This window comes from Sphingobacterium sp. G1-14 (genome assembly GCF_002196555.1).
Lineage (GTDB): Bacteria > Bacteroidota > Bacteroidia > Sphingobacteriales > Sphingobacteriaceae > Sphingobacterium > Sphingobacterium siyangense.
Map to the genome: position 1 here is coordinate 2,097,407 of NZ_CP021381.1, position 12,314 is coordinate 2,109,720.

The 12,314-nt window shown below is 37.7% G+C and carries 16 protein-coding genes; 5 read left to right on the forward strand and 11 right to left on the reverse strand.

All coding sequences use genetic code 11. The features are described from left to right. The first annotated feature begins 89 nt into the window (after positions 1-89). Positions 90-590, forward strand: coding sequence for a hypothetical protein (locus CBM24_RS08735; RefSeq protein WP_157698412.1), 501 nt, complete (start codon positions 90-92; stop codon positions 588-590). 26 nt (positions 591-616) lie between these two features. Further along, positions 617-1,492 carry a hypothetical protein gene (locus CBM24_RS08740; protein WP_088160904.1) on the forward strand — a complete coding sequence of 292 codons (876 nt, stop codon included), beginning with the start codon at positions 617-619 and terminating at the stop codon, positions 1,490-1,492. A 63-nt stretch (positions 1,493-1,555) separates the two neighbouring features. Here CBM24_RS08740 and CBM24_RS08745 read toward each other — a convergent pair whose 3' ends face one another. After that, positions 1,556-2,671: a glutaminyl-peptide cyclotransferase gene (locus CBM24_RS08745; RefSeq protein WP_088160905.1), complete on the reverse strand. Its 1,116-nt coding sequence runs from the start codon at positions 2,669-2,671 to the stop codon at positions 1,556-1,558. Positions 2,672-2,871: 200 nt separating this feature from the next. Here CBM24_RS08745 and CBM24_RS08750 point away from each other — a divergent pair, with 200 nt between their 5' ends. Next, positions 2,872-3,642, forward strand: coding sequence for a DUF72 domain-containing protein (locus CBM24_RS08750; RefSeq protein ID WP_075994709.1), 771 nt, complete (start codon positions 2,872-2,874; stop codon positions 3,640-3,642). A 12-nt stretch (positions 3,643-3,654) separates the two neighbouring features. Here CBM24_RS08750 and CBM24_RS08755 read toward each other — a convergent pair whose 3' ends face one another. From CBM24_RS08755 to CBM24_RS08780, 6 genes are all read right to left on the reverse strand, one after another. Further along, positions 3,655-3,987: a hypothetical protein gene (locus CBM24_RS08755; protein ID WP_088160906.1), complete on the reverse strand. Its 333-nt coding sequence runs from the start codon at positions 3,985-3,987 to the stop codon at positions 3,655-3,657. An 11-nt stretch (positions 3,988-3,998) separates the two neighbouring features. Then, positions 3,999-4,319: a hypothetical protein gene (locus CBM24_RS08760; RefSeq protein ID WP_088160907.1), complete on the reverse strand. Its 321-nt coding sequence runs from the start codon at positions 4,317-4,319 to the stop codon at positions 3,999-4,001. 32 nt (positions 4,320-4,351) lie between these two features. Continuing rightward, positions 4,352-4,666: a hypothetical protein gene (locus CBM24_RS08765; RefSeq protein ID WP_088160908.1), complete on the reverse strand. Its 315-nt coding sequence runs from the start codon at positions 4,664-4,666 to the stop codon at positions 4,352-4,354. A gap of 330 nt (positions 4,667-4,996) precedes the next feature. Next, complete coding sequence (locus CBM24_RS08770) at positions 4,997-6,055, reverse strand: major royal jelly family protein (protein WP_232475732.1); 1,059 nt, start codon at positions 6,053-6,055, stop codon at positions 4,997-4,999. Positions 6,056-6,373: 318 nt separating this feature from the next. Next, positions 6,374-7,027, reverse strand: a complete 654-nt coding sequence (locus CBM24_RS08775) for an alpha/beta hydrolase (RefSeq protein WP_088160910.1) — start codon at positions 7,025-7,027, stop codon at positions 6,374-6,376. A gap of 149 nt (positions 7,028-7,176) precedes the next feature. Further along, a complete protein-coding gene (locus CBM24_RS08780; RefSeq protein ID WP_088160911.1) occupies positions 7,177-8,241 on the reverse strand; it encodes an NADH:flavin oxidoreductase in 1,065 nt (354 codons plus the stop codon). 112 nt (positions 8,242-8,353) lie between these two features. Here CBM24_RS08780 and CBM24_RS08785 point away from each other — a divergent pair, with 112 nt between their 5' ends. Further along, on the forward strand, positions 8,354-8,701 hold the full coding sequence (locus CBM24_RS08785; protein WP_198386068.1) for a winged helix-turn-helix transcriptional regulator: 348 nt from the start codon (positions 8,354-8,356) through the stop codon (positions 8,699-8,701). Positions 8,702-8,877: 176 nt separating this feature from the next. Beyond that, positions 8,878-9,300: an RNA polymerase sigma factor gene (locus CBM24_RS08790; protein ID WP_088160913.1), complete on the forward strand. Its 423-nt coding sequence runs from the start codon at positions 8,878-8,880 to the stop codon at positions 9,298-9,300. A gap of 283 nt (positions 9,301-9,583) precedes the next feature. Here the strand turns inward: CBM24_RS08790 and CBM24_RS08795 are convergent, their stop codons facing one another. The 4 genes from CBM24_RS08795 to CBM24_RS08815 form a co-directional block, all read right to left on the reverse strand. Next, positions 9,584-10,117, reverse strand: coding sequence for an NADPH-dependent FMN reductase (locus CBM24_RS08795; protein ID WP_075991829.1), 534 nt, complete (start codon positions 10,115-10,117; stop codon positions 9,584-9,586). 558 nt (positions 10,118-10,675) lie between these two features. Further along, positions 10,676-11,209 carry a GNAT family N-acetyltransferase gene (locus tag CBM24_RS08805; protein ID WP_088160915.1) on the reverse strand — a complete coding sequence of 178 codons (534 nt, stop codon included), beginning with the start codon at positions 11,207-11,209 and terminating at the stop codon, positions 10,676-10,678. 69 nt (positions 11,210-11,278) lie between these two features. After that, positions 11,279-11,848, reverse strand: coding sequence for a hypothetical protein (locus CBM24_RS08810; protein WP_088160916.1), 570 nt, complete (start codon positions 11,846-11,848; stop codon positions 11,279-11,281). Positions 11,849-11,867: 19 nt separating this feature from the next. Further along, positions 11,868-12,266, reverse strand: a complete 399-nt coding sequence (locus tag CBM24_RS08815; protein ID WP_088160917.1) for a hypothetical protein — start codon at positions 12,264-12,266, stop codon at positions 11,868-11,870. Between the last annotated feature and the right edge of the window lie 48 nt (positions 12,267-12,314).

Here is a 12,314-nt window from a genome sequence, read left to right on the forward strand (position 1 = left end):
AATAACGAATCTTAAAACAAAGACCACGAATATTAAACGAGACGGAAAGACTGTTTTAAAAAGCTGTTATTTGTGAAAAAAATCAAGAAATGAGAATGCTAGCTTTAATCTTTATGATATTTACCATGTGTTCCTGTAGGGGTAATTTGGAATCGGGGTACAACGAGAAAATGGCTAAGCTCTTTCATAGCTGTCGAGAAAAAATGGATGAGAGCTATGGAAAATTGCTGGAAGGGGAATATGATGTCGATAAATCAGACTATTCCTATCACATGAAATTGAATGAGGCACGTGCTTTGAGTAGTTACATAAAAGGAATAAAATGCGAAGCTTCTCAATTGAAATACAGTAAAACTGCCGAAAGTTTTCACATCGCTACAATTGGTTATATGACGGAGATCGTTGATGGATATGGTGTTTTATTAATTAAATATATTGATGAACAGAAAAAAGGGACTCGGAAAAGTCTGTTGCGGGAGATTACTGATGAAAAAGAGAAAATTGCAGCCTTAGCTGAGTCGTGTTTAGGACATCAAATAGCCTTCTTGAATCAAGCTGGAATAAAAGTAGATAGTCAAAAAGGAAAGTAGTTGAAATATATTTTAATTTTATAACAATGTTAACACTAAAAAATAAGTGGTATTTGCTTATCATTTTACCTATGATGGCATTGTCCTGTAAGAGCAAAATAGCTGCGCATCAGCCAATACCCCCGTATTCATTGGCTGATACTGTGAAACCCGATTGGTATCGCGAATCCTATGGTCAGGTTGTGATGATCGACAATGATTTTGTGACTCAGAAAAACGGCAGTTATTTAATAGATCTTCCTTTGCAGATCGTGCCAGATTCAACTTACGTTTTCTTTTTGAGTACTAGAATTCCAGTGGAGTTACTAAAAAGGTCAACTGAATTCTATCCCGATCTTCAACATTTTGTACTGATTGTCCCCGATTGGAAGTATTATGATGAGGTCGCCAAAGAAGCCTCGAAAAACGGAATGTGTATAGAACCTGCGACGACCAATTTTTATTATTCCATAAAAAGAGAGGATGGTGCGGTTAAAGTCGACAGTATCCGGCTTTCTGGTGAAGATAACGCGAGGTTTGATTTTGTTAAACCAATTTCACCTAAAGGCATGCTTACCGTTTATCGAAGAGAAAGTTACGGATCGGTTTGTTGCCCGCGTGACCCCAAGTGGGATAACGTCGATAAAGATGAGCTCTTTATACGTGAGTTTGAACACCGCAGTCACCTGAACGTGACCAAAGGGAGGTATGTGCAGATGGAAGGGAAAGAAGGCGAAAAAAGTATCTATTATACTTTACCAGGATTATCTTCAGCACAGCGATTGGAATTTTTAGCAGATAAATATACGGAATGGGGGGGCAATAAAGATATGGAGGCAAAGACGTTTATGCCACAGTTATTTACACCGCAAATTGTACCTATGGTAACCGAAGGTTTTAACAAAATGAAAGAATTACCATAAAGTTAGCGATACCGAAATTTGAATGTCTCCATAACAATACGCTATTTTTAAATGGAGATAAAGCTATTCTGTTAGCTTTATCTCGAACATTTTATCCCAGTTTTTACCGGTAACAAAGAAAGTGTTTGATCTTTTATTGTAGGCGATACCATTTAATACATCTAAATCCACATGTTGTGTTACATGTTCACGTAATTTAGATAGATCGACTAAAGCCTCCACTGCACCTGTTTTAGGGTCGATCCGTCCAATGACATCCTCCATAAAGAAATTTGCATAGATTTTTCCTTTTACCCATTCCAGTTCATTGATTTGATCCACCATGGCTGTGTTCGTTGCTGCACGGATATAATCCATTTTTGAGAAGTCATTTGGATTCAGCGTATAGATATAATCAGAACCATTGGACATGTATAAGTTTTTACCGTCAGAAGTTAAACCCCAGCCTTCCATTGGCTGAAAGTAAGGAAGTGTTTTAATAACAGAAAGGCTATTTATATCATATAGGTAGGCTAGATTGTTTTTATAAGTCAACTGATATAATTTTCCATTTAGGACGGTGGCACCTTCGCCAAAAATTGAATCATCCAATTCAATTTTTTTGGTGGGTTGACCCGTTTTTGGATTAACAATACGAACACTCGATTTACCCTTATTTCCGCTCGGACCAACCCCATTCCCGGTACTTTCGATCAAATTATCCCCGTAGAACTCCAATCCCTGTGTGAAAGCTTTGATATCATGGGGGTAAATATTCACAATGCTATAGCTTAGCAAAAGCGGAGGAGTGGACGCGAATAGATCGATGTTGACCGAATTTTCTTCTCGTTTTCCAGCACTAAATACGACAGCTTTAATAATCTGCTTGCCAAATTTCTCCTGTTTTAATGAATAACGGAAAGGTTCATTTCCGATTACTTGACCAATCTTTTTATCGTTTATAGTGTAAATAACAGAGTCTATTTTGGACGTTTTTTCGCTGTCCACCTTTAAGATCAGATCCTCGCCCTGCGTATAGCTTTGTTTGATGTTGTTAAAGGTAAATGTCGGATTTTCATCGGCATATTCGGGCTGAGAGCTTGAAGTTGTATTTGTATTTGTATTGTTACTTTTATTTCCGGTACAACTGCCCAAAATGGTGCCAATAACGAAAAAAATGAGGTAAGATTTTTTGTGCATTGATAGAGGGTGCTTGATTAATTATCCGCTAATAAACTAGAAAACGAGTTGAGTATACATAGCTGTTGCTGTAATACTCGTTTCTCAAACTTAGATAAATTGTTTTTTATATGCAATTTAATTGCTGATCAATACAAAAGATAATTTGTCTGTGAAAGAAAAAAATGAACAATTACATGCTAGCCGATTGTTATAAAGGTATGGAAAGATTATATTTTACTGGAACGAGCGGTATCCTTTTGCCTTACAAGAATAAAAGCTACTATCCTGAGGAGTTTCAGGATAAAAGTCGATTGGCTGTATATAGCTTATTATTTAATTCATTGGAAGTAAACAGTTCTTTTTATAAAATCCCCAGAGAAGAAACCGTCAGAAGATGGTCCGAAGAAACGACCGATGACTTTCGTTTTACGTTTAAACTATGGAAAGGAATTACACATCAAAAAGAACTCAAATTTGATCCACAGGATGTCGCTAGATTTCTATCCGTTATTGACGCTGTCGGCCAAAAGAAAGGGTGTTTGCTCATACAATTACCACCATCTTTTAAATTTGCTTCTATTGGATTGCTTGCTGAATTGCTGGATTGTATTGCTCAGGACAAGAGAAGTGAAGGGTGGCCGATCTGTGTAGAATTTAGGGATCCAGTTTGGTATAGGGAAGAAACTTCTGAACTTTTAAAATCTTATAATATGAATCTGGTTATTCATGATAAGAATATGCAAGGTATGCGTCTTCAATACGCAGATGCAAATGCAAACATAATCTATATGCGATTCCATGGCCCAAATGGTGACTATAAAGGAAGCTATACGGACAACATATTGTTTGAATACAGCACCTATATTAACGACTGGATTGCAGAGGGAAAAGAAGTCTATACTTATTTTAATAATACAATCGGAGCGGCACTTTCTAATCTGAATACATTAGCCAAGTATATCACAGCGCGCAAAATATCTCCTGCTTAAAAACTGTCTTTTTTAAAGTGCACTGCCACGGATATATTCCGTTCCCATGTAGCCGTCCCAGCCTTCATGTTCACGCATAATCCGCTGATAAGCTGCGGTCAATGCCTGAACCTTCGTAAATAAGGGAATACCTCTCCGGATGCAGTCGTGATCAGCGTAAGTCCCGGCATTATCGTACCATTGTAGCCACGCAAGTAATTCCTGTCTCTTCATAAGCGTTAATCTATCGAATAGCGTCTTATCTTTTAAACTCATGAGCTGATAACGCCAATCCTTGCGATGCGATTCCATGGCTAGAATTTTTGGAAGCTGATGCGCTATGATCTGTTTAATAAGAGATTCCATAATTTGAAATTTTAGTTGTTAAAGATGAGTTGTGCGTGGGTATTCGAAAAGTCATTATATCTTCTTTTCATGTGGATACGCAGGATTTCTTTATGTATATACGCGACAGCCTTTAATTTGGAAAGCTGCTGCACGCCATTTTCAACACATTTGCGATCTGTATAGTTTCCTTTTGGATCATGCCATTGCAGCCAATCAAGGAGTATTTCTCTTTCTAGTTTCTCGAGTCTCTGTTGTAAGCCGATTAATTCACTTTCCCGAAGTTGTTCTCGCCAGTCAGACCAAATCGGACCTGACACTATACCTCGTTTCTCTTTGAATTTGTTTTCCATATTTTACGTCGAATTTGAAGATCTAAAATTTGTTAGATGACTAGCTTACTGATAATAGCATTGCCAAGTTTACTTTTCATAAATAGCTCAATTTGTTTCAGCAATTCTGGACTTACTTCGGAGACTCTTTCTAAATCTCGTATAAACCACTTCTGAATAACAGGCGTTTGTTTGGAACTTTGGTCAAATTTTACGACTTCAGCCCGTGATGATTTTCCTGTAGGATCATAGTATGACCACAGTACAATGAAAATCGTATTCGGATCTTCATCGGGATAAGGAGTATGAAAGCGAACGATGTCACCTACGTGTAATTCCTTATTGTCATATGCTGCGCTGTGTTCCATAAAAGCGTTGTCTAAAACTGATATTCAAATATACTAAAAATATTAGTATTAAAAAGTTTTTGCTAAAAATTTTATACTTTATCTAAGAGGCCGTTGTTTTTTATAATTGGAGGCATGTCTCGGTGATTTGTTCTTTTACTTCGATTTTATTGTTTTTATTAAGTTGAATTTCAGCACCTTATCTTGTGACTGGGGAAAGTGGACAAATATAAAGGGGAACTATTTGAAGGGAATTTTGTTAAGGCTGCGCATGGGATAATACCTAGGTAAAAAGTAGATGTGTTAGCGCGAGTTTTATGCTTCAGCACGTCACTTATTGTAACATTCTTTTCAAAATTTCGGTAATTTGACTTTAAAGACATAATATGGCAACTCTACCTTATCAATTCCTTTATTCCATTGCGGGTCTTTAAAGAGCTGAGCACAGGAGAAATAAAGGTATCCATCTCCGCTGATGCCCATAGAATCGGGCCAAAGTATTCGGGAGTCCTGTACCAGGGTATTCACATTTCCATCAGGATTTAAATACTTAATACTATAATCTATTGACGATGTTAGGTAAATATTTCCAACGCTATCTGCGAGTAAGCCATGTGTAATTCCGACTTCCCCTTTGTCTTCTACTTTTTCTTCCAATTCTTGATCCGTCAGCCTTGCGTCCGCTAAAAATTCTGTTGCAATACAATACAGATGGGTTTGATTGATCGGTTTGAAATATAGATATTTAAAATCGTGACTTATTGCTATGCCATTCACGTTGGAAGAAAATGGTTTTCCATTATCATTACGCATATCATTACCGTTATAGCTTAATATTACTTCAGGATCAGCCAGCGTAAAACGGCTTCCAGTTAAAGCCTTTCTAGTCTGTCCAGTTTTGAGGTCTAAAATAATGATGGCCGCTTGGCCGGGATCGGAGAGATAGGCTAAATTTCGCTTCTGGTCAATGCGCATATCATTTAGACCTGATTTGGTTTTATCAAGGTCACCGAAACGATAAATATGTTCAATTTTGTTTTTTTTTGTATCGATTTTTAACAATTTAAATTGGCCTTGAGTTGATTTTTCATCTTTTCCAAAAATTGATCCGGCAGAAGATGGTTTAGAATCCAATACCCAGAGATTGTCCTCGGTATCGACAAATATATCCTGGACATTTACAAAGTGGGAATTCTCTTTTCCTTTTAAATTCCATTCTTCATTTGGATAAGGAACAGGTTTTCCATTGATGATTTCAGTAAGTGCATACTGATAATTTTTCGCTTGTTTTGGGAAGGAAACAAATAGTCGATTGTTGGAGGTAACGCTCACACCGATCGGACGGTACGGACCTAAGGCTGCTGCGACCTCCAGTTTCGGGGCTGTAGTATTATTGACTTGTGCCAGCATAGTGAGAAAAAAGATGTGACAGAATAAAAAACTTAATATGAGCCGTGTTCGCATATTCTTGTTATAATTTAACCTAACTATATTGCTTTTGACTGTTCCCACTAAGTAATAAAGGGGGATTTTTAGCTTCCATAAAGAGACCGCGCTCTCATAGAAGAACCTTCTATTCTCAATTATTGTTTGTCCTTTTCTCCAAATAATACTTTTTTACACTGATCAGCATGTCGTGCGACTAATGCCGATACGAATCCACGTGGATTTAATTTTCTGAGCGACTAGAAAAGTTGGGATTGGTCTCGGTGATTAAAAGTTGGTGATTTACGAGCCGATTTCTTGCAAGAGTTTTTCAACTTCCTGGGCATGAGTGACCGTCATAAAATGTCCCGCACCCTTAATGATAAAGTTGGGCTTTACATTTTTGATGGGGATAATATGATCGCTACTACCGTGTACATGAATTAAATTGTCCGGAACCGAATTGTTTTTCCATTGTAGAATTTGATGTATTGCCCAGGCTATAAAGATTGGATCTGTATCCTTTAGGATTTGTTTTAGCAGTAAAGAATCTTCCTTGCAGCGTATACCAAAAAAATAATCCGACAGAAAGCTATGGGTCTTGAGCAATGCATTAGGGACAAAAACGTTCAGCTTGAGTCTACCCGCTAATCGATACAGTACGGGTAATTCATACCGTCCTTTGGCCGAAGCTAGCAGAATAACTCGTTGAACAGTTATAATTTTGGCAATTTCCATTGCAAGCATTCCTCCGAAAGAAAGCCCAATGAGGATGGGTTGCGCTGCGGTAATTTTAGCAGATATTCTTTTTGCATAAATAGATAATGGTTCATTAAGGCTTGGTGTAATCCAATCCAGATAGGTTATATCAAGCGAGCCAAAGTCGATCTTGCTGAATACACGTTGATCTACACCCAATCCGCTGATGACATATATTTTGCTTGCGGTGATTTTCATTTAATCAAGTGTTTGTATCCATTTGTGGAGACAAGTTACTGAATTATCGCTATAAAACAGGGGCAAAAAATTGATTCGAAAATCAATTTTTTGCCCCTGTTTATAATATTGAATAACGTAATTTTAATCCACCTAATTGCGCCGGCTTACTAAGATAAGCTCGCCAAGCTCTTAGCTTCAAAAGTCGATAATTCGTTGTATTTTTCGGCCTTTACTTTCTTCACCCAATTGGGGTCTTGTAAGATGGCCCTGCCTACAGCTACAAGGTCAAAATCGCCACGTTCATAACGACGAACCAGTTCGTCCAGTGAAGCGGGAGAGGACTTGAATTCAGAATTGGTAAATACTTCACCAAAGTCTTTGTCAAGCCCCACAGATCCAACTGTGATTGTGGGCTGTCCTGAAATCTTTTTGAGCCATCCAGCAAAATTTAAGTCACTGCCTTCAAATTCCGGCTCCCAATAACGACGTTGGCTTCCATGAAAAATGTCCACACCGGCATCCGTCAATGGTAGGATCCAATCTTCCATCGCTGTAGGGGTAGGGGCAAGCTTGGCTGTATAGTCCTGTTGTTTCCATTGTGATAAACGTAGAATAATCACAAAATCAGGTCCAACCGCTTTTCGCATTGCTTTTACGACTTCAACGGCGAATTTAGAACGCTCCTTAATTGTTTTTCCACCAAATTCGTCTGTTCTGTGGTTCATCCCTTCCCAGAAAAATTGGTCGATCAGATAACCATGGGCCCCATGGATTTCAAAAGCATCAAAACCGAGGTCTTTTGCAGATTTAGCAGCGTCAGCGTAAGCCTGTATTGTGGCCTCTATATCCGCTAATGTCATTGTATCTGGGCTTTCAAACGCAGCAGGCGGAGTCCATTGCATAGGGGTATAACCAACATGCCATAGTTGAGGGGCTATTTTTCCGCCTTTTTCGTGCACAGCATCGACGATATTTTTCCAGCCGCCCAATGCTTGGTCACCGTAAAAGTTTGGAATATCCTTTAAATTCTTTGATGAAGGTCTTTCAATAACTGTACCTTCCGTCAAAATTAAACCAACATCTCCCGCGGCACGACGCTCGTAATAACCCGCTACAGCGCTGTCGGGAATCCCATCCTTAGAAAATGCTCGCGTCATGGGCGCCATTACAAAGCGGTTTTTGAGTGTTAAGTTTTTGTACTCAAATGGATTAAAAAGTGTTTGTATGCTCATTTTTCTTGTTTTAAATCGTGAATCTTCACAAAGATATTTTAAATAGTATATATTTGTAACTATTATTGGTATAAACTAGTTACCTTTGCGTAACTATTTTGAATATATTCAAATGAAAAGGACTGAATTTAAAAGTTGTTCCTGCGCCATGCAGCGTTCTATGGCAATTTTAGGTACCCGATGGAAGCCCGTGATTATCTATACTTTGCGCGATCGAAAAGCCCGATTTGGTCAATTGGATGCGCTTATCGAAAACATTTCTCGGAAAGTCTTGACCAGTTCATTAAAAGAATTGGAAGAGGATGGTGTAATTTTGAGAGAAGAGTACAGGGAGCTCCCGCCACGCGTAGAGTATTCTTTGACAGAAAAAGGCAAGGCATTAATACCTATTATGTGCCAATTGGCAAAATGGAATGAAGCCTACTACCAAGAGCCTGTGTCACCAGAATTGATCGCGTAGAAATTATAATCTAAATACATAGATCTTGCTTCGTATTTACGCCAATCGCTATCGAATGGAATAGTATCGTGTCAACCGGTTTGGTCTGTACGTTTTCTATCGCTTGCCAGCGCAGGATTGTTGATCACAATAAATGAAATTTTCATATTTATTTAAAATTTAAGTAATATTGAATTGTGAAAAACAAGGTAAACCAAGAATTTAGCAAGCAAGATTTTTTAAAATCTTTTCGAGAAGGCAGAAGGGATGGTTTACAGTTTCTGTACAAAACTTTCTATAGTCCAATGTGCTATTTTTTAGAAAAGATGAATCTTGATAAAGGTACCATCGAAGAAATAGTGCAGGACGTATTTTTAAAGCTTTGGGAGCGCCGGATTGATTTTGATCATGTTGAATCAATCCGTGGTTTTCTCTACACAAGTTGTAGAAACGCCGCTTTAAACAGGATTCAACAAGAGAATAGGATTCAACAAAAAACCAATTTTTATACGTCACAAGTTGATCTGGTCGATTTACCGATCAGTCATCAAATGATCTATATGGAAACGCTTCGAACGATCCATGATGCCATTGATACGCTGCCTGAGCAGCTAAGGTAAGGGCTTGCAGCTTATTCGCCATTTCTCTGCTATTTCTCTGCTGTTTCTCTGCTGTTTCTTTGGTGTTTCTCTGCTGTTTCTTCGCTATTCCTTTGGGATTGCTAGGGGTCTGATTCGCTTCTTCTTTGCTATTTCTTTGTCGTTTTATTGGTGTTTCTTTGCTTTCAAAGCAAAGAAAAGGTAAGCAAAAAGTCAATAATATGCAAAGTAATATGTACTCAGTACATCGGCATAAGTTATGCAGAATGTACGAAAAGGCAAATAGATTTTTAGCGGAATGCCGCTAGGAGGAAATTTGTTGCTTAAAGTCCGCTATTTTTTCCTTCAGACTATTGAGGTGTTCAGGACTGATTACGCCATTATCCTGATCAAAATTTTCGTAAAATTTGGGAAGCGAAAATGTTTCTTTAATGATTGCTCCAAACTGCGGGAAAAATTTCTGCGCTTCGGCCATCACATTTCCACCACCATAACCTCCTGGTGAAGTTGTCATAAGCAACATGGGTTTATCCTGGAAAACTTTAACATTTATTCTAGATGCCCAGTCAAATACATTTTTAAATGCTACGCTATAGGAGCGATTATTCTCTGCGAGGGAGCAAATGATCATGTCACTGGAGGCTATATGATCGAGGAAAAGCTGTGCTTCCTGTGGGAATCCATTCTTTTCTAGGTCTACAGAAAAGACAGGCATGTTATAGTCATTCAGGTCGATCAAATTAATCTCGTGCCCCTCGAAGCTTTTAAGTACAAATTTGACCAATTGTTTGTTAATTGATGTGGAAGAATTACTCCCAGCGAATGCAAATATTTTCATGTTTTATCCTTTATGATTATCAGTTGTTTAAATTTAATCAATTTCTCGAAACAATTAGAGATTTAGACTTGACTTGTCGTTTCTGATAGGTTTTGATTATATGGTATAATTTTTTGAAGTCCTCGCTATGCATATTTCGTTCATTTATTATCATGATTAAATTATCTGTTGCCTGAAGTTTTATGGTTCTGAATTTAAAATATTTTTTCTCCTTACTAAATAACTTTATGATATTAAACGGATTCCAAAAGTGATTCATATCAATCACTTTTTTTGTATATCTGGTTATATGACACATATTTAAATCCTTTCGATATAATCCACCTAAGTTTACTTTGGTAAGTGTATCTCCAGATATTTCGAAGTGCTCAAATCTCCAAACGCCTGTAAATATGATGAGCCCACAGCAAGTCTCCCAAATTATTCCTAACAGAGAAATAGAATACTTAGAAATTATTATTGGGAATATAGCAATACAACCAAAAAGAAGAATAAGTATAGGAAATGTATGATCACAGCGCAACTTGATATTCTTTTTATCCATGAGAAATTGCTGTTTTATTTTTCCGATTTAAAAATAGCGTATAATGGGATATCGTAATACCGGCCATCTTTCTTTAAATGTTGTTTTAACAGGGCCTCTTTTTTCATTCCTATTTTTTCCATGACTTTTCCCGATGCTGGATTATGGGGGAAGTAGGTCGCAAAGATTTTGTTAAAGTTTAATTCTTTAAATCCAAAATCAATGATTGCTTTTGCAGCTTCAGTGACATAACCTTTATTCCAGTAAGGAATAGCTATCCAGTATCCCAATTCAGCCTTATCCGAGCCTTCATCATGCAGACCAATAGCTCCGATCAGTTTTTTATCTTTATTCCGAATAGCAAAAGTGAATCCTTTACGATTGGCAAATGCTTCTTCCGCTAATTTAAGCCAGTATTCAGCATCCTCCTTTCGGTAGGGATAGGGGATATTTGATGTGAAGTCTGAATAGACCTTGTCTTGCAGATAGTCTACAATCTGTGGAATATCAGTCGTTTCTATTGCGTTAAGAATAAGTCGTTCTGTCTCTAATTGTGGGAAATCTTTCATCTGATTAAGTCTTCAGTATGGCTAAAATGAAATTAGGGGTTACTTAGTTTTTATAAATGTAGGAAAGTTTTATGAGATTCTTTTCCATATATTTTTTCGGGTGTAATAACTATAAATTCCAGTAATTGCGATTAGGATCAAAGTTATCAATAAGCCTATATATACATTGAAGAACATATGGACCAGTGTAAAACCAATGAGTCCAATTAGGCTTTCTAAAAAAGCTTCCTTTATACGGGACGGAGGATTTGAGTTCTCAAGGTATCTGGTATACTCTTCTACAATTGGTCGATCGGTATCGGTCCAATCAAAATGCGATAGTTCTGCGGAGGAGACCCATATTGCTTGGACATATTCTAGCATGGCAACTTCGCCAGAGGAAAAGGTGCAGAGAACAGGATAGCGACAAACTGCCGGACTTTTATGGCCTTGTTGCGTCATCTCTAAGGGCCTTCCGACAAGGATATCTATACTTAGCTCTTCCCTGATTTTGAGCGACAAATTTGCTTTCGTTGGCAGGTGGGACTCGGTTATGCGACCAGGAAATTCCCACTTTAAGGCATGCGTCACCGATGGCGGGCGCTGACAAATGAGTACCTTATCGTCCTTCCTTATAATCGCACAAGTCAAATAATGCATAACGGTTTAAAGATAGACATTAGGAACTAGATTCTTTACTTTCAATTTGATGACTTTCAAACAGCTCGATGCGGCCTTCAATAATCAACAAATAAAAGTTTTCAAAACAATCCTGATAGATCTTTTGTTCCAATGATTTTATTTCTTCAAAGAGACGTTCCTTCGCTACTGCAGCGTAACATAGCTCATTTTTTGATGTTGTCATCGTTTCTTGACAGGGGGTGTCGTGAAGCTGTTTGTACAGGTCGCCTAAATCTGAAATGTCTTCACTGCGGTGGTAGGAGGGATGAAACCATACCCAAAAGTCTTCTTGATTTTTATAGGGATGCGGTAATAATTGAACGCATGTATTTCTGAATAGATCTCCCGGATGCTTTTTATAACGGAAATGAGTGGCTGTGGTCTTTAAACTATTCATAAAGTTAATTTGTTTGTAGGTTTACAAAAAATAATTCAAGAATAAAGA

Bases quoted from the DNA above. Each gene is read 5' to 3' on its own strand.
- CBM24_RS08740 (WP_088160904.1), top strand. From the start codon at position 617: ATGTTAACACTAAAAAATAAGTGGTATTTGCTTATCATTTTACCTATG.
- CBM24_RS08785 (WP_198386068.1), top strand. From the start codon at position 8,354: ATGAAAAGGACTGAATTTAAAAGTTGTTCCTGCGCCATGCAGCGTTCT.
- CBM24_RS08810 (WP_088160916.1), bottom strand. From the start codon at position 11,848: ATGCATTATTTGACTTGTGCGATTATAAGGAAGGACGATAAGGTACTC.
- CBM24_RS08770 (WP_232475732.1), bottom strand. From the start codon at position 6,055: ATGCTGGCACAAGTCAATAATACTACAGCCCCGAAACTGGAGGTCGCA.
- CBM24_RS08750 (WP_075994709.1), top strand. From the start codon at position 2,872: ATGGAAAGATTATATTTTACTGGAACGAGCGGTATCCTTTTGCCTTAC.
- CBM24_RS08805 (WP_088160915.1), bottom strand. From the start codon at position 11,209: ATGAAAGATTTCCCACAATTAGAGACAGAACGACTTATTCTTAACGCA.
- CBM24_RS08765 (WP_088160908.1), bottom strand. From the start codon at position 4,666: ATGGAACACAGCGCAGCATATGACAATAAGGAATTACACGTAGGTGAC.
- CBM24_RS08815 (WP_088160917.1), bottom strand. From the start codon at position 12,266: ATGAATAGTTTAAAGACCACAGCCACTCATTTCCGTTATAAAAAGCAT.
- CBM24_RS08795 (WP_075991829.1), bottom strand. From the start codon at position 10,117: ATGAAAATATTTGCATTCGCTGGGAGTAATTCTTCCACATCAATTAAC.
- CBM24_RS08775 (WP_088160910.1), bottom strand. From the start codon at position 7,027: ATGAAAATCACCGCAAGCAAAATATATGTCATCAGCGGATTGGGTGTA.
- CBM24_RS08735 (WP_157698412.1), top strand. From the start codon at position 90: ATGAGAATGCTAGCTTTAATCTTTATGATATTTACCATGTGTTCCTGT.
- CBM24_RS08760 (WP_088160907.1), bottom strand. From the start codon at position 4,319: ATGGAAAACAAATTCAAAGAGAAACGAGGTATAGTGTCAGGTCCGATT.
- CBM24_RS08780 (WP_088160911.1), bottom strand. From the start codon at position 8,241: ATGAGCATACAAACACTTTTTAATCCATTTGAGTACAAAAACTTAACA.
- CBM24_RS08745 (WP_088160905.1), bottom strand. From the start codon at position 2,671: ATGCACAAAAAATCTTACCTCATTTTTTTCGTTATTGGCACCATTTTG.
- CBM24_RS08755 (WP_088160906.1), bottom strand. From the start codon at position 3,987: ATGGAATCTCTTATTAAACAGATCATAGCGCATCAGCTTCCAAAAATT.